We start from the raw sequence: 16223 nt of genomic DNA on the forward strand, positions 1-16223 counted from the left end.
CCGTCACCGGGCCCGGCCACCGACCTCCGCCGGGCCCCCTCCCCACCCGGGCCGTGCCGCTGCCCGGCCTGCCGTCATGATCGGCCGGATCGGCCGGATCAGGCCGATTGTCAGTGCCCGGGTGCACGATGGATCCATGGTCAGCTCCGCGCACCGAGCCCTGGACGGCTTCTCCCCCGCGACCCGCGGTTGGTTCACGGGTGCCTTCTCCGCGCCCACCGCCGCCCAGGCGGGGACGTGGAAAGCGATCTCGCAGGGCTCGGACGTCCTGGTGGTCGCCCCGACCGGCTCCGGCAAGACACTGGCCGCCTTCCTCGCCGCCCTGGACCAGCTGGCCTCGACGCCCCCACCGGCCGACCCCAAGAAGCGCTGCCGCGTCCTGTACGTCTCGCCGCTCAAGGCGTTGGCCGTCGACGTCGAGCGCAATCTCCGCAGCCCGCTGACCGGCATCCGCCAGGAATCCGTCCGGCTGGGCCTGCCCGAGCCCGAGGTCAAGGTCGGCATCCGCTCGGGTGACACCCCGGCCGCCGAGCGCCGCGCCCTGTCCACCCGCCCGCCGGACATCCTGATCACCACGCCGGAGTCCCTGTTCCTCATGCTGACGTCGGCCACGCGCGAAGCGCTGAGCGGCATCGAGACGGTGATCCTGGACGAGGTGCACGCGGTCGCGGGCACCAAGCGCGGCGCCCACCTCGCGCTCACCCTGGAGCGGCTGGACGAGTTGCTGCCGAAGCCCGCCCGGCGCATCGGCCTCTCGGCGACGGTCCGGCCGGTGGACGAGGTCGCACGCTTCCTCGCCCCGCGCGGCAAGGTGGAGATCGTCCAGCCGGCCTCGGGCAAGGAGTTCGACCTCTCCGTGGTGGTCCCGGTCGAGGACCTGGCCGAGCTGGGCGGGTCCCCGGTCGCCGACGGAAACGAGGGTGCGGAGCGCCCGTCCATCTGGCCGCACGTCGAGGAGCGGATCACCGATCTCGTCCAGTCGCACCGCTCCACCATCGTCTTCGCCAATTCCCGGCGCCTCGCCGAGCGCCTCTGCAACCGGCTCAACGAGATCGCGTACGAGCGTGCGACCGGCGAGTCCCTGGAAGAGCACCACTCCCCCGCCGAACTCATGGGCGGCTCGGGAGCCGCCCAGGGCGCCCCCTCGGTGATCGCCCGCGCCCACCACGGCTCGGTCTCCAAGGAGCAGCGTGCCCTGGTCGAGGAGGACCTGAAGGCGGGCCGCCTCCCGGCGGTCGTCGCCACCTCCAGTCTCGAGCTGGGCATCGACATGGGCGCAGTCGACCTCGTCATCCAGGTCGAGTCACCACCCTCCGTCGCCTCCGGCCTCCAACGCGTCGGCCGCGCGGGACACCAGGTCGGCGCCGTGTCCACGGGCGTCGTGTTCCCCAAGTACCGCGGCGACCTGGTGCAGGCCGCCGTGGTCACCGAGCGGATGCGCAGCGGTGCCATCGAGGCCCTCAGGGTCCCCGCCAACCCGTTGGACGTCCTGGCCCAGCAGCTCGTGGCGATGACCGCGCTGGACTCCTGGCAGGTCGACGACCTGCTCGCCACCGTCCGCCGCGCCGCCCCGTTCGCCTCACTGCCGGAATCCGCCTTCACCGCCGTCCTGGACATGCTCGCGGGCCGCTATCCCTCCGACGCCTTCGCCGAGCTGCGCCCGCGCGTGGTGTGGGACCGGGTCACCGGCACCGTCACGGGCCGCCCGGGCGCGCAGCGCCTCGCCGTCACCTCGGGCGGCACCATCCCCGACCGCGGACTCTTCGGCGTCTTCCTCGCCGGCGCCGACCCGAAGAAGGGCGGCGGCCGGGTCGGCGAGCTCGACGAGGAAATGGTCTACGAGTCACGCGTCGGTGACGTCTTCACCCTCGGCACCAGCTCCTGGCGCATCGAGGACATCACCCGCGACCGCGTCCTGGTCTCCCCCGCGCCAGGGGTGCCAGGACGCCTGCCGTTCTGGAAGGGCGACCAGCTGGGCCGCCCGCTGGAGCTGGGCCGGGCCCTGGGCGCGTTCCTGCGCGAGGTCGGCTCCCTCACCGAGGAGGACGCCCGGCTCCGCCTGGTCACCGCGGGCCTTGACGCCTGGGCCGCGGACAACGTCCTGGCGTACCTCCACGAGCAGCGCGAGGCCTGCGGCCACGTCCCCGACGACCGCACCATCGTCGTGGAGCGCTTCCGGGACGAGCTCGGCGACTGGCGGGTCGTGGTCCACTCCCCCTTCGGTGCCCAGGTCCACGCCCCCTGGGCTCTCGCTCTCGGCGCCAGGCTCACCGAGCGGTACGGGATGGACGCCCAGGTCATGCACGCCGACGACGGGATCGTGCTGCGCCTGCCGGACGCCGACCTGATGAGCCTGGACCTGCTCGACGGGGAGCCGGCGAAACCCGGTCTCGAGTACGACGCCGAGCAGGCGCCCGTCGGCGCGGGCGACGTGGTCTTCGACAAGGGCGAGGTCGACCGGGTCGTCACCGACCAGGTGGGCGGCTCGGCCCTGTTCGCGTCCCGCTTCCGCGAGTGCGCCGCCCGCGCGCTGCTGCTGCCGCGCCGCAGCCCCGGCAAGCGGACCCCGCTGTGGCAGCAGCGCCAGCGCGCCGCGCAGTTGCTGGAGGTCGCGAGCGAGTACGGCTCGTTCCCGATCGTCTTGGAGGCGGTCCGCGAGTGCCTCCAGGACGTCTTCGACGTTCCCGGCCTGGTCGAGCTGATGGGCGACCTGGAGTCCCGCAAGGTGCGCCTGGTCGAGGTCACCACGCCCGAGCCGTCCCCGTTCGCCCGCTCCCTGCTCTTCGGATACGTCGCCCAGTTCCTCTACGAGGGCGACTCGCCGCTCGCCGAGCGCCGTGCCGCCGCCCTCTCCCTGGACTCGCGGCTGCTCGCCGAGCTGCTCGGCCAGGCGGAGCTGCGCGAGCTGCTCGACGCGGAGGTGCTCACCGAGTTGGAGCGCGAGCTGCAGTGGCTCACCGAGGACCGCCGGGCCAAGGACTCGGAAAGCGTCGCGGACCTGTTGCGCCTGCTCGGCCCGCTCACGGACGCCGAACTCACCGAGCGGGGCGCCGACCCCGCCTGGGCGCAGGAGCTGGCCGCCGCCCGCCGGGCGATTCCGGTGCGCATCGCCGGTGCCGACCACTGGGCGGCCATCGAGGACGCCGGCCGACTGCGCGACGCGCTGGGCACCGCGCTGCCCGTCGGCGTACCCGAGGCCTTCACCGAGCCGGTCAAGGACCCGCTCGGCGACCTGCTCGCCCGGTACGCCCGCACCCACGGCCCCTTCACGTCGGTCACCGCGGCGGCACGCTTCGGCCTGGGCGTCGCGGTGACCGAGGGCGCCCTGCAGCGGCTCGCCGCGGCGGGGCGGGTCGTGCAGGGCGAGTTCCATCCGGCCGGGATCGGCCAGGAGTGGTGCGACGCGACGGTGCTGCGCAGGCTGCGGCGCCGCTCCCTGGCCGCGCTGCGCCACGAGCTGGAGCCGGTGCCGCCGGCCGCGCTCGGCCAGTTCCTGCCCCAGTGGCAGCACATCGGCAAGGGGCACGCCTTGCGCGGGATCGACGGCCTCGTCCGCGCCGTCGAGCAGTTGCAGGGCGCCTCTGTGCCCGCCTCCGCCCTGGAGAAGCTGGTCCTGCCCTCACGCGTGGCGAACTACAGCCCGGCGATGCTGGACGAGCTCACGGCCGCCGGCGAAGTGGTGTGGGCGGGAGCCGGCTCGCTTCCGGGCAAGGACGGCTGGGTGTCGCTCTACCTCGCGGACGCCGCTCCCCTGCTGCTGCCACCCCCGCTGCCCTTGGAGACGACCGCCCTCCACGAGTCCGTCCTCAGCAGCCTCTCGGGCGGGTACGGGCTGTTCTTCCGGCAGATCGCCGACCAGGTGCGCGCCACCACCCACCCCGAGGCCACCGATCCTCAGCTGGCCGACGCCCTCTGGGAGCTGTCCTGGTCCGGCCGGCTGACGAACGACACGCTCTCGCCCCTGCGTTCCCTGCTGGGCTCCGGCCGCACCGCCGGGTCCACCGCGCACCGGGCCAAGCGCGGCGTGCCCCGCGGGCGCTACGGCTCGCTGACGGCCGCCGCCCGCACCGCGTCCCGCACCGGCCCGCCGACCGTGGCGGGGCGCTGGTCGCTGCTCCCGGACCGCGAGGCCGACGCCACGGTACGCGCGCATGCCCTGGCCCGTACCCTGCTCGACCGGCACGGCGTGGTGACCCGCGGTGCCGTCGCCGCCGAGGGGGTCGAGGGAGGTTTCTCCGCGGTGTACCGCATCCTGGCCGCCTTCGAGGAGAGCGGGCAGGCCCGGCGCGGGTATGTCGTGGAAGGACTGGGCGCGGCGCAGTTCGCCATGGAGGGCGCCGTCGACCGACTGCGCGCCGTCGCCAACGCCCGGGACCGCGGCGAGAGCCCACCCGGACGACCCGACTTCGTCGGCGGACTTCACGACCCCGCCGCTCGGGTCGGACCGGACTGGATGAGCGGTTCGAGCGAGGCCGACGGATCCGACGGAGCTGATGGGCGCGACGGGACCGACGGGCCTGGCGGTGCCGACGGGTCGGGTGACCCGGCCACCGGTGACTTCCCCTTCGACGACTTCCCCTTCGGCGGTGACGGCAGCGACGGGGGCGCAGGCGCCCCGGGCCGATCCGGCGGCGGATTCACGTCCGCACCGCACCAGCCCTCCGCCCGGGGCGACTACGTTTCCCCTCTGGACTACGCGGAACCGGGCGCCGGCGGACCGCGCGGGGGCGGCGCGCAGAGCGGCTTCGGCGGACCGCGGGGAGGCGGCTCGCAGAGCGGCTTCGGCGGACCGCGGGGAGGCGGCTCGCAGGGCGGCTTCGGCGGGCCGCGGGGCTCGTTCTCCACCCACTTCCCCGGCCGCCGCGACCGCCCCTCCACCGGCCCACGGGCGGTCGTCCTGGCCGCCGCCGACCCGGCGAACGCGTACGGCGCCGCCCTCACCTGGCCCGAGCCTCCGGCCGGTGCCACGCACAAGCCGGGTCGCAAGGCCGGGTCGCTGGTGGTGCTCGTCGAGGGCGAACCGGCGCTCTACATGGAGCGCGGCGGCAAGACGCTGCTGCTCTGGCCCTCCGATCCGGACGCCTCGCCCGGCGACGACCTCCGCCTGCGCGCAGCCGCGGAGGCGCTCGGCTCGGCCGCCCGCGCCGGCTCCCTCGGCACGGTGACGGTCGAGCGCGTCAACGGGACGGCGGCTCTGACGTCCCCCTTCGGCCCCCTCCTGGAGGAAGCGGGCTTCATCGCCACCCCGCGCGGACTGCGCATCAGAGCCTGAGCCTGTCACCCTTGACCCATGCCCGAAGGAGACACGGTCTGGCAGGCTGCCCGGCGGTTGCACGAGGCCCTCGCCGGCGAGGTGCTGGTCCACAGCGACTTCCGCGTGCCCCGGTACGCCACGGCCGACCTCACCGGTCGTACGGTCCTGGACGTCACCGCGCGCGGAAAACACCTGCTCACTCGGGTCGAGGGGGGCCTGACGGTGCACTCGCACCTGCGGATGGACGGGTCGTGGAAGGTGTTCGCGGCCGGGCAGCGCTGGAGCGGCGGCCCGGCACACCAGATCCGGGTGATCCTCGGCACCGCCGACCGCACCGCCGTCGGCTACCGCCTCCCGGTGCTGGAGCTCCTGCGCACCGCCGACGAGGAGCGTGCCGTCGGTCACCTCGGCCCCGATCTGCTGGGCCCCGACTGGGACCCGGAGCAGGCCCTGGCCAACCTGCAGGCCGACCCGGCCCGTGCGCTCGGTGAGGCACTGCTCGACCAGCGCAATCTCGCCGGCATCGGCAATGTCTACAAGTGCGAGCTCTGCTTCCTGCTCGGCGTCACGCCCTGGCTCCCCGTCGGGGACCTGCCCCCCGGTCTCGCGGTGAAGGTGCCCGTACTCGCGAAGAAGCTCCTGGAGGCCAATCGCGACCGTCCCGTCCGCCGTACGACGGGCCTGCGCGGTCAGGACCTGTTCGTGTACAGCCGCGCGCCGCGCCCCTGCCTGCGCTGCGGCACATCGATCCGCCTGGCGGACCAGGGCGACGGGTCCCGCGAGCGCCCTACGTACTGGTGCCCGACCTGCCAGGCCGGTCCCGCGCCGCGCAAGGGTGGCTTCGCGGGTTCCGGGCGGCGGCGCGGGGCGCGCTGACACGCCCCACCGGTGCACCCGGCCGACCGGTGCACCCGGTCGACCGGTCGACGCGGCGGGCGGCCACCCGCCACCGGTTCAGCCCGAGAGCAGACCGTCCATCTGGCCGACCGCCTCCCGCAGCCCCTCCTCCATGCCCATCTTCATGAGCTGCTCCATCTGTTCCGTGGTGTCGAAGACCGACCGCATCTCCATGCGGGTGCCGCCGTCGTGCTCGGTGAGCGTCACCCGTGTAGAGGTCGTCGGCATGTCCGCGCTCGGCACCCCCTGCGCGTCGGCGAAGCCGTCGGTGAACTCCAGGGACGTCGGCGGGTCCACCGAGGTGATCCGCCACCAGCCCCGGTACTGGTCACCCTCCGGACCGGTCATGAAGTAGGTGACCTCGCCCCCGGGCGTCAGGTCGTACTCCTCCACCGTGGCCGGGTAGGTCGGCGGACCCCACCAGCGTTCCAGCTGCCGGGGGTCGGACCACAGCTTCCACACCCGAGCGACGGGCGCGGTGAAGTCGGCGATCAGGGTGAGGGTCAGACGGTCCAGATCCTTGTCCAGGCTCGTGACAGTCATCAGTCCTGTCCTTCCGTGGGGTTGGGCACTTCGAGTCCCGCGTCCTCGTCGAGCAGACGGGACATCCGCTCCACGCGGCCACGCCAGGCGGTCTCCAGCTCGTCGAGGGCCTGCCGCGCCCGTCGCACGGCATCCGGATCGGTGCGCACGAGCTGCTCCCGTCCGCGACGCCGCTTGACCACCAGACCGGCCCGCTCCAGCACCGCGACGTGCTTCTGCACCGCGGCGAAACTCATCGGATAGGCCTCGGCCAGGCGCGACACCGAGAGGGCGTCGCGTGTGCAGCGACGGACTATGTCGCGGCGCGTCGTGTCCGCCAGGGCATGGAACAGACGGTCCACGCCCTCTTCGGCTCCCTCAAGAACACCATCTACAACCATTTGGTTGTACGTTAGCTCAGGCCGGCCCCGCTGTAAAGCGCTCCCATCGAGACCCACTCGCGCGCCCGCCCCTCAGGGTTCCCTACCGAGGCTCGACCCGTCCTGGACCACACCCGCCCCCGACGCCGCCGACCCGTCGTTCCCCCTGACCGCACGCAGAGCCCCACGCCACCGCCCCTCACCGAGGGCTCCCGCGGCGTGACGCCGGGGTACGCAGTGCACCGGCAGCACGCTCAGCCCCCACCCGCCGACCGCGACGGCCCCCTCCAGCACCCCCGCGCCGGGCTCCAGCGCCAGACGCAGCACCGCCCACCACCACAGCGCACCGAGCCCCAGCGCGGCCGCCCCGCGAGCAGCCCGCACCGGCGTCACAACCGCGTCATCCGTTCCCGGCCTGGAACATCCAGTGCTGCTTCTCCAGGTCGGCCGTGATCTGGATGAAGATGTCCTCGCTCACCGGGTCCGGATCCCCGGTCGCGGCGATCCGCTCCCGCATCCGCGAGATGACCGCGCCCAGGGCGTCCACGATCGTCTGGACCGCGGTGGTGTCGTCGACCCACCCTTCGGGGGTCACGTCGATGCCGCTGCCGACGGCCACGGTCGCGGCCCGCCCGTCCGGGGACACACCGAGCGCCGAGGCGCGTTCCGCCACGGTGTCCGAGTGCGTGCGCGCGGTGTCGACGAGCTCGTCGAGCTGGAGGTGTACGGAGCGGAACCGCGGACCGACCACGTTCCAGTGGATCTGCTTGGCCACCAGCGCCAGGTCCACCAGGTCGACCAGGCCACCTTGCAGCGCGTCGGAGACGATCTTCAGGTCGGCGTCGGACAACGGGCTCTTCACGACGTACATGCACACCTCCGTCGGTCGGCCCCCCGGCCATGTCCCTCCACGATGACCGCACGACCAGGGACCGGCAAACGGGGCGGAACCGCGCACGGGCCCTCCTCCGACCCGGAGCCGCCCGCGCCCGCAGGCGTGACCCCCGCCGCACGCAGCTCCCCCACCACGCAAAAACCCCGACCGCACCTCTCCGGTCTCCCGGAGAGACCCCGGCCGGGGCCTCACACGCACACGTTCTCGGCGCTCAGGCGGCGACGACGTCCACCGCCTCCGCGGGCGCCTTGATGGTCACCCGCTCCGGTGGCACACCGGTCACCGATACGGAACCCAGCATCGGGCGCACCGGCGCGGGCACGGTCTCGCTGGACGTGGCGGCAGCGGACTGCGCCAGTTCGGCGAGGGCGAGTTCGTCGCTGACTTCCCGCATGAGCTCGGACATCCGTACGTCCAGCGCGTCGCAGATGGCGGAGAGCAGCTCGGACGACGCCTCCTTCTGCCCCCGCTCCACCTCGGAGAGATAGCCGAGTGAGACTCGGGCGGACGAGGAGACTTCGCGCAGAGTACGGCCCTGGCGTTGGCGCTGCCGACGCAGCACGTCACCCAACAGGCGACGGAGCAGAATCATCGGTGGCTCCCTCCTCGGACCGTGTAACCGCATCCTTCACGCCCCACCGTACCGCCTCGCGCCGCGGCCGTGCGGGGAGCGATGTCGTGTTCACTCAGGGCTGCAAACATCAAAACCCCCCGTTCCGTTCCGTATCCTGTGCCCGCTCATTCCCGGTCTGTTCGCCCGCAAGCTCCCTCAAAAGGAGTGCGAGTACGCTCCGTACACTCTCCATACGAATTTCCGCGCGGTCGCCGTTCAACCGCAGCGCCTCCACTTTTCCGCCAGAGGCGGAACCGATTTCTTCTCCGAAAGGCCCGTCGACGGCCACGAAAACCGTGCCGACGGACTGTCCGTCCTGCGGGTCCGGGCCGGCCACGCCCGTCGTCGCGATGCCCCAGTCGGCGCCCAGCGCCGCGCGGACTCCCGCCGCCATCTGGGCTGCGACCTGCGGATCCACCGCTCCGCGCGCCGTGAGCACCGCCCCGTCGACACCGAGCAGGTCCCGCTTCAGCTCCGTCGCGTAGGCGGTGACCGATCCTCGGAAGGCGCGCGACGCCCCGGCGACCGAGGTGATCTCGGCCGCCACCAGCCCACCCGTGAGCGACTCGGCGACCGCGAGGGTCTCGCCCCTCACCGTCAGTAGTCGCACCACGTCGGCAGCCGTGGAACTCAAGCTTCCGTCCCCTTCAACGCCGCTCTGCGCTCGGCGATTCCCCGGCGGCGCAGCACAATGGCCTGCTTTACGTAGTCCAGCCCGGTCACCACGGTCAGAACGACCGCCGCCGCCATCACCCAGAACCGCAGGGTCGCCAGGGGCCCCGTCAGCGCCAGGACGTACATGCCGACGGCCACGCCCTGGGTGAGGGTCTTGAGCTTGCCGCCGCGACTGGCAGGGATGACGCCGTACCGGATGACCACGAAACGCAGGACCGTGATGCCGAGTTCCCGGCCCAGGATGACGGCCGTCACCCACCACGGCAGATCGTCCAGCGCGGACAGGCAGACGAGCGCCGCCCCCATGATCGCCTTGTCGGCGATGGGATCGGCGATCTTCCCGAAGTCGGTGACGAGGTTGTAGGTGCGCGCCAGATGACCGTCGAAGAGGTCGGTGATCATGGCGACGGCGAAGGCGGCCCACGCGAACGAGCGCCAGGCCGGGTCGTACCCGCCGTTGCCGAGCATCAGCGCGACGAAGGCCGGCACCAGGAGCAGCCGGAGCATCGTGAGCAGGTTGGCGACGTTCCACACGCTCGCCTGGTTGACGGCCGCGGCCGCGATCTTGCCACCGCGCCCGGTCGCACCGCCCTCGGTGGCACCTCGTTCCGCGGGGCGCCGGTCCGCCGCGCCTCCGTCCGAGGCGCCCTTGGACGCGGCACCCACGGCACCCGCGGCGCCCCGTTCCGTAGCTCCGCCCGGAGTCGTCCGTTCCGCCGGTTCCTGTGAGGCTCCCGAGGATCCGCGCGGGCCGGCCCTGCGCGCACCGGAGGAGCCGCCCGCCGCGGACGCCGGGACTCCGGTCATCTGCCGGCCTCCTCACTCCACTCGGGCGACCCCAGCAGCGGTTCGGCCACCAGATCGACACCCTCCGTACCGACCACCTTCGCGTCGACCATACGACCGACAGTGAGGCCTTCGCCGCTCGTGAGCAGCACCTGGCCGTCCGTCTCGGGTGCCTGGTGCTCGGCGCGGCCGCGGACGCCGTCGCCGTCGTCGGCGGAGTCGGCGGCGTCAACGGACTCGACGAGCACGCGCACGGTCGCGCCGACGCGCTCCTCGGCCCGCTGCGAGACGAGTTCCTCGGCCAGGCGGGACACCCGTGCCAGCCGCTCGGCCACGACGTCCTCGTCCAGCTTGTCGCCGTAGGTCGCCGCCTCCGTGCCCTCCTCGTCGGAGTAGCCGAACACGCCGATGGCGTCCAGCCGCGCGTGGTTCAGGAACCGCTCCAGCTCGGCGAGGTCGGCGGCGGACTCACCGGGGAAGCCCACGATGAAGTTGGACCGCACGCCCGCCTCGGGGGCCTTGCTCCGGATGGTGTCCAGGAGCTCCAGGAAGCGGTCGGTGTCGCCGAAGCGGCGCATCGCGCGCAGCACGTTCGGCGCGGAGTGCTGGAAGGAGAGGTCGAAGTACGGCACGACCTTGGGCGTCGAGGTCAGGACGTCGATGAGTCCCGGGCGCATCTCGGCCGGCTGGAGGTAGCTGACGCGCACCCGCTCGATGCCGTCGACGTCGGCGAGGTTCGGCAGCAGGGACTCCAGCAGGCGGATGTCGCCGAGGTCCTTGCCGTAGGAGGTGTTGTTCTCGGAGACCAGCATGATCTCCTTGACGCCCTGCTCGGCCAGCCACCGCGTCTCGTTCAGCACGTCGCTCGGGCGGCGCGAGATGAAGGACCCGCGGAAGGACGGGATGGCGCAGAAGGAGCAGCGCCGGTCGCAGCCGGAGGCCAGCTTCACCGAGGCGACCGGGGAGCCGTCCAGGCGGCGACGCAGCGGCGCGCGGGGCCCGGAGGCGGGGGCGACTCCCTCGGGGAGGTCGGTGGGGCCGTGCCCCGGCAGTGCGACGGCGGCTCCGGCCTCCTGCCGCTCGGCGGGGCTGATGGGCAGCAGCTTGCGCCGGTCGCGAGGGGTGTGGGCGGCGTGGACGCCACCGCTGAGAATGGTCTGCAGGCGGTCGGAGATGTCCGCGTAGTCGTCGAAGCCCAGGACGCCGTCGGCCTCGGGCAGGGCCTCGGCCAGCTCCTTGCCGTACCGCTCGGCCATGCAGCCCACCGCCACGACGGCCTGCGTTCTGCCGTGGCCCTTGAGGTCGTTGGCCTCCAGGAGGGCGTCGACGGAGTCCTTCTTGGCGGCCTCGACGAAGCCGCATGTGTTCACGACGGCGACGTCCGCTTCCTCGGCGTCCTCGACGAGCTTCCAGCCGTCCGCCTCCAGACGGCCTGCGAGCTCCTCCGAGTCCACCTCGTTACGGGCGCAGCCAAGGGTGACGAGTGCGACGGTACGGCTTTCAGGCATGGGCTCAAGACTACTTCGTCCCGCCGACAGCCCATGTCGACGGGGTTGGCCGATCTCGGCCAACCCCGTTATGACTCGCCCTTCGGACCCGCTAGCCGACCTGCGGGTCGCCCTTCGTGTACGTGAGACGCTCCACGGAGCCGGGCTGGAAGTCGTCCTCGATCTTCTTGCCGTTGACGTACAGCTGGATGGCGCCCGCGTCGCCGAGGACGAGGTTGATCTTCTCGTCGTCCTGGAAGGTCTCGGAGTCGCCCTCCTTGAGCAGCCCGTCGAAGACCTGTCGGCCGCTGTGGTCCTTGACGGAGATCCAGCTGCGGCCCTCGGTGGCGCTGACCTTGACGGTGACCTTGTCGCGGGGCGCGGCGGCGATCGCGCTCTCGGTCGGGTCCGGCTTCGGGTCGGCCGGCTTCTTCGGCGGGGCGCTCGCCGACGCGGACGCGCCGGCCGACGCCTGGGAGCCCTCGGCGACGCTCGCCTCGGAGCCGCCGCCGTCGCCGCCCTTGACGAAGGTGAAGCCGACGAAACCGATCACCGCGACGATCGCGGCGACCATGGCGGCCGTCCAGTTGGGTCCGCGCCGCTCGGGACGGATGCGTTCCGCCTCGAACAGGGGTGCGGCGGGTGTCGGCGCCGGGCGTCCGCCGTGGGCGGCGTCGAACCGGGCGACCAGCTCGGCGGGGTCGAGTCCGACGGCCTTGGCCAGGGTCCTGATGTGCCCGCGCGCGTAGACGTCGCCCCCGCAGGGGGCGAAGTCGTCCGCCTCGATGGCGTGCACGATGGAGATCCGGACACGGGTGGCGGAGCTGACGTCGTCGACGGTCAGTCCGGCGGCGATCCGCGCCTGCTGAAGGGCACGGCCGACGGAGGGGCGGGATTCCTCGGAAACGTCCTCGGGAACGTCTTGGGACACGTCTTCGATCGGACGCTCGTCTTCAGGGGAGTTGCCTTTGGACACGGGGGCGCCTTTCGAGCGTATGACCGCCTGCGCTGGACGTTCAGTCTAGGGGGGGTGCGAACGGGTGGGGCAACCGGGCGATACGACTTTGTACGCCATCGGAATGGCCCGGCATCCTGATGGTGGACTACCTGTTCGTCGCTTCCCTCAACTTGACGTGCGCCTTGGGGAAACGGTTGCTCAATGATCCCTAACGGGTGAGTCACGATCAGCCATCGCCACCGTGACCCTCCGTCGACGGAACCCCTCGCGTACCGTCTCCTACCCTTCAGACTCCCCCCGGATCACCGCGAGCACTCCGTCCAGCTCGTCGGGCTTCACAAGAACGTCACGGGCCTTCGAGCCTTCGCTCGGTCCGACGATGCTCCGGGACTCCATCAGGTCCATCAGGCGCCCGGCCTTGGCGAAGCCGACGCGCAGCTTGCGCTGGAGCATGGAGGTCGACCCGAACTGCGTCGAGACGACCAGCTCGGCCGCCTGGCACAGCAGGTCGAGGTCGTCGCCGATGTCCTCGTCGATCTCCTTCTTCTGCTTGCTCCCGACGGTGACGTCCTCCCGGAAGACGGGCGCCATCTGGTCCTTGCAGTGCTGGACGATGACGGCGACCTCCTCCTCGGTCACGAACGCGCCCTGCATACGGGTCGGCTTGTTGGCGCCCATCGGCAGGAAGAGGCCGTCGCCCTTGCCGATCAGCTTCTCGGCACCGGGCTGGTCGAGGATGACCCGCGAGTCCGCCAGGGAGGACGTGGCGAAGGCCAGCCGGGAGGGCACGTTGGCCTTGATCAGGCCGGTGACGACGTCCACGGAGGGCCGCTGGGTGGCGAGCACCAGGTGGATGCCCGCCGCGCGCGCGAGCTGCGTGATGCGCACGATGGCGTCCTCGACGTCCCGCGGCGCGACCATCATCAGGTCGGCCAGCTCGTCCACGATCACCAGCAGGTACGGATACGGCTGGAGTTCGCGCTCGCTGCCCTCGGGCGGCTTGACCTTGCCCTCGCGCACCGCGCGGTTGAAGTCGTCGATGTGCCGGTAGCCGTAGGCCGCCAGGTCGTCGTAGCGCAGGTCCATCTCGCGGACCACCCACTGCAGCGCCTCGGCGGCCCGCTTCGGGTTGGTGATGATCGGCGTGATCAGGTGCGGGATGCCCTCGTACGCGGTCAGCTCGACGCGCTTGGGGTCGACCAGGATCATCCGCACGTCCTCCGGGGTCGCCCGCATCATGATCGAGGTGATCAGGCAGTTGATGCAGGACGACTTTCCGGACCCGGTGGCGCCGGCGACCAGTATGTGCGGCATCTTCGCCAGCGAGTGCATGACGTAGCCGCCCTCGACGTCCTTGCCGAACGCGACCAGCATCGGATCGTCGTCCTCCGCGGACTCCGCGAGGCGCAGCACGTCACCGAGGTTGACCATCTCCCGGTCGGTGTTGGGGATCTCGATGCCGACCGCGGACTTGCCGGGGATCGGGCTGATGATCCTGACGTCGGGACTGGCGACGGCGTAGGCGATGTTCTTGGTGAGCGCGGTGATCCGCTCGACCTTGACGGCCGGTCCGAGTTCGACCTCGTAGCGCGTGACCGTCGGGCCGCGGGTGAAGCCGGTGACCCGGGCGTCGACCTTGAACTCGGTGAAGACGGTGGTCAGCGAGTCGACTATGGCGTCGTTGGCGGCGCTGCGCGCCTTGCCGGGGCCGCCCCGGGTGAGCAGGTCGAGGGCCGGGAGCGAGTAGGTGATGTCGCCGGCGAGCTGGAGCTGCTCCGCGCGCGGCGGCAGGTCCCGCTCCTTGGGCAGCGGGGTCTTGGTCAGGTCGGGGACCCCGCCCGCCGGCTCGGGTACGGGTTGTGCGGGTGCTTCCTTCCTGAGCTTCCCGGGCTGCGGACGCGCGGCCGGGACGGGCGTCGGTGTCGGCGTGGTCGACTCCCGCTCCCCGGTGCTCACCCCCTGGGTGAGGTCGGCGACCAGCGGCGAGGGCGGCATCCCGTGCATCACGGCGCCGTCGAGGGCGGCGGCCGCCGCCGCGGCGACGTCCACGGCGTCCATCGGCCGGTTCATCTCGGGCTGTGCCACCGCGGACCGCCGGGGCCTGCCGCGGCGCTTGGTGAGCGCCTCCTGCTCGGCGGCGTCGGGATCGTACGGTTCGTCGGCGGCCGGTCCGCCGCGCCTGCGAGGCCGGGCGGGCAGCGCCTCGCGCCACTGCTCCTCGTACCGCTCGTCGTCGGCGAGGAACTCGTCGACCTCCACGTCACGGACGAGGCCGAGCCGCACCCCCAGCTGTCGCAGCCGCTGCGGGATGGCGTTCACCGGCGTGGCCGTGACGACCAGCAGCCCGAAGACGGTGAGCAGCACCAGCAGGGGCACCGCCAGGACGTCGGTCATCGTGTACGACAGCGGGGTCGCCGCGCCCCAGCCGATGAGGCCGCCGGCGTCCCTTATGGCCTGCATGCCGTCGCCGCGCGCTGGTGAGCCGCAGGCGATGTGCACCTGGCCGAGGACGCCGACGACGAGTGCGGAGAGGCCGATCACGATGCGGCCGTTGGCCTCGGGTTTCTCCGGGTGCCGGATGAGGCGCACGGCGACGGAGCCCAGGAGGATCGGCACGAGCAGGTCCAGCCGGCCGAAGGCGCCGGTCACGAGGATCTCGACGAGGTCGCCGACCGGGCCCTTCAGGTCGGCCCAGGTGCCGGCGGCGACGATCAGCGCGATGCCGAGCAGCAGCAGCGCGACGCCGTCCTTGCGGTGCGCCGGGTCGAGGCTCTTCGCGCCCTGTCCCACGCCGCGGAAGACGGCGCCGACGGCGTGCGCGATGCCCAGCCAGAGGGCGCGTACGACCCGGTAGACGCCTCCGGTGGGGCTGGGTGCCGGTCGGGGCGCGGGCTTCTTCGCCGCGGCCTTCCGGACGGGCGCCTTCTTCGGGGGCGTCTTTTTCGCGGCCGCCTTCCTCGCCGGACCCTTCGCGGGAGCGACCGCCTTCTTCGCGGGCTGCTTCTTGGCTGCGGAGGGACGTGAGGCCATAGGTGTGAGGTTACCGGGGGAGACGCCGGTCGACACGTGTGCCTACCGCTTCACCCGTTCGTGTCGCCCGCACGGTACGGCGGAACTGACGCTTCCGGTACGTCCTCTGACGCGCGTTCACCGACGAACCCGCCGGCCCGCCCCGGGCCGACCCGGCGATCGGCCCTCAGCTGACCCCGGCCTGGCCCCCGGACGAGCCCGGCTCCAGGGCGTCCAGTGCCCGTCGCAGTCCGGTGAGCTTGCGCTCCAGATGGGCCGCCGTCGCCACGGCCGCCGCATCCGTCGACTCGTCGCCCAGCTGCTTGGAGAGCGCCTCGGCCTGCTCCTCGACGGCCGCGAGCCGCGCCGACAGCTCGGCGAGCAGCCCCGCCGGTTCCTTGGCCGCCTCACCCGCCGCGTCCTTGCCGCCGCCCTCCAACTGGAGGCGCAGCAGGGCCGCCTGCTCGCGCAGCTGGCAGTTCTTCATGTAGAGCTCGACGAAGACGGAGACCTTCGCGCGCAGTACCCACGGGTCGAACGGCTTGGAGATGTAGTCCACCGCGCCCGCCGCGTACCCGCGGAAGGTGTGGTGCGGCCCGTGGTTGATCGCGGTGAGGAAGATGATCGGGATGTCCCGGGTCCGCTCCCGTCGCTTACTGATCTTTTCGTAAGTTCGGTGGGTGTGGTGGGTGGATGGTCAGGCCGGTATGGGCGAGGAATGACCATGGCAGTTGGGGGTTGGTGTTG

At 72.2% G+C, this 16223-nt stretch carries 12 protein-coding genes and 1 pseudogene; 2 read left to right on the forward strand and 11 right to left on the reverse strand.

Annotation, left to right across the window (positions count from 1 at the left end):
* The first annotated feature begins 136 nt into the window (after window positions 1-136).
* Entirely contained in the window at window positions 137-5272 is a 5136-nt protein-coding gene (locus tag ACZ6EG_RS30630; RefSeq protein ID WP_469609375.1) for an ATP-dependent helicase, read from the forward strand.
* Window positions 5273-5290: 18 nt separating this feature from the next.
* Window positions 5291-6130 carry an Fpg/Nei family DNA glycosylase gene (locus tag ACZ6EG_RS30635; RefSeq protein ID WP_469609379.1) on the forward strand — a complete coding sequence of 280 codons (840 nt, stop codon included), beginning with the start codon at window positions 5291-5293 and terminating at the stop codon, window positions 6128-6130.
* A 78-nt stretch (window positions 6131-6208) separates the two neighbouring features.
* Here the strand turns inward: ACZ6EG_RS30635 and ACZ6EG_RS30640 are convergent, their stop codons facing one another.
* The 11 genes and pseudogenes from ACZ6EG_RS30640 to ACZ6EG_RS30690 form a co-directional block, all read right to left on the reverse strand.
* A complete protein-coding gene (locus ACZ6EG_RS30640; RefSeq protein WP_469609382.1) occupies window positions 6209-6694 on the reverse strand; it encodes an SRPBCC family protein in 486 nt (161 codons plus the stop codon).
* Window positions 6694-7074 carry an ArsR/SmtB family transcription factor gene (locus ACZ6EG_RS30645; RefSeq protein WP_469609385.1) on the reverse strand — a complete coding sequence of 127 codons (381 nt, stop codon included), beginning with the start codon at window positions 7072-7074 and terminating at the stop codon, window positions 6694-6696. Before ACZ6EG_RS30645 ends, ACZ6EG_RS30640 begins: the two co-directional genes overlap by 1 nt.
* 72 nt (window positions 7075-7146) lie before the next feature.
* A complete protein-coding gene (locus ACZ6EG_RS30650) occupies window positions 7147-7446 on the reverse strand; it encodes a hypothetical protein (RefSeq protein ID WP_469609388.1) in 300 nt (99 codons plus the stop codon).
* 7 nt (window positions 7447-7453) lie between these two features.
* Window positions 7454-7924: a Dps family protein gene (locus ACZ6EG_RS30655; RefSeq protein WP_356611318.1), complete on the reverse strand. Its 471-nt coding sequence runs from the start codon at window positions 7922-7924 to the stop codon at window positions 7454-7456.
* A 235-nt stretch (window positions 7925-8159) separates the two neighbouring features.
* Window positions 8160-8540, reverse strand: a complete 381-nt coding sequence (locus ACZ6EG_RS30660) for a helix-turn-helix domain-containing protein (RefSeq protein ID WP_053137999.1) — start codon at window positions 8538-8540, stop codon at window positions 8160-8162.
* 109 nt (window positions 8541-8649) lie between these two features.
* Window positions 8650-9195 carry a CinA family protein gene (locus ACZ6EG_RS30665; protein ID WP_391972091.1) on the reverse strand — a complete coding sequence of 182 codons (546 nt, stop codon included), beginning with the start codon at window positions 9193-9195 and terminating at the stop codon, window positions 8650-8652.
* On the reverse strand, window positions 9192-10043 hold the full coding sequence (gene pgsA, locus ACZ6EG_RS30670; RefSeq protein ID WP_469609394.1) for a CDP-diacylglycerol--glycerol-3-phosphate 3-phosphatidyltransferase: 852 nt from the start codon (window positions 10041-10043) through the stop codon (window positions 9192-9194). The genes ACZ6EG_RS30665 and pgsA overlap by 4 nt, the downstream gene beginning before the upstream one ends.
* Complete coding sequence (gene rimO / locus ACZ6EG_RS30675) at window positions 10040-11530, reverse strand: 30S ribosomal protein S12 methylthiotransferase RimO (protein ID WP_391972089.1); 1491 nt, start codon at window positions 11528-11530, stop codon at window positions 10040-10042. The genes pgsA and rimO overlap by 4 nt, the downstream gene beginning before the upstream one ends.
* A gap of 91 nt (window positions 11531-11621) precedes the next feature.
* Window positions 11622-12485, reverse strand: coding sequence for a helix-turn-helix domain-containing protein (locus ACZ6EG_RS30680; protein WP_391972088.1), 864 nt, complete (start codon window positions 12483-12485; stop codon window positions 11622-11624).
* Window positions 12486-12746: 261 nt separating this feature from the next.
* The gene (locus ACZ6EG_RS30685) at window positions 12747-15497 is read right to left on the reverse strand and encodes a DNA translocase FtsK (RefSeq protein ID WP_391972087.1); all 2751 of its coding nucleotides are present in this window, start codon (window positions 15495-15497) and stop codon (window positions 12747-12749) included.
* Window positions 15498-15663: 166 nt separating this feature from the next.
* A pseudogene (locus tag ACZ6EG_RS30690) lies at window positions 15664-16131 on the reverse strand (response regulator); the annotation flags it as partial.
* Window positions 16132-16223: the final 92 nt, after the last annotated feature.

The organism is Streptomyces sp. NPDC041968, assembly GCF_055589025.1.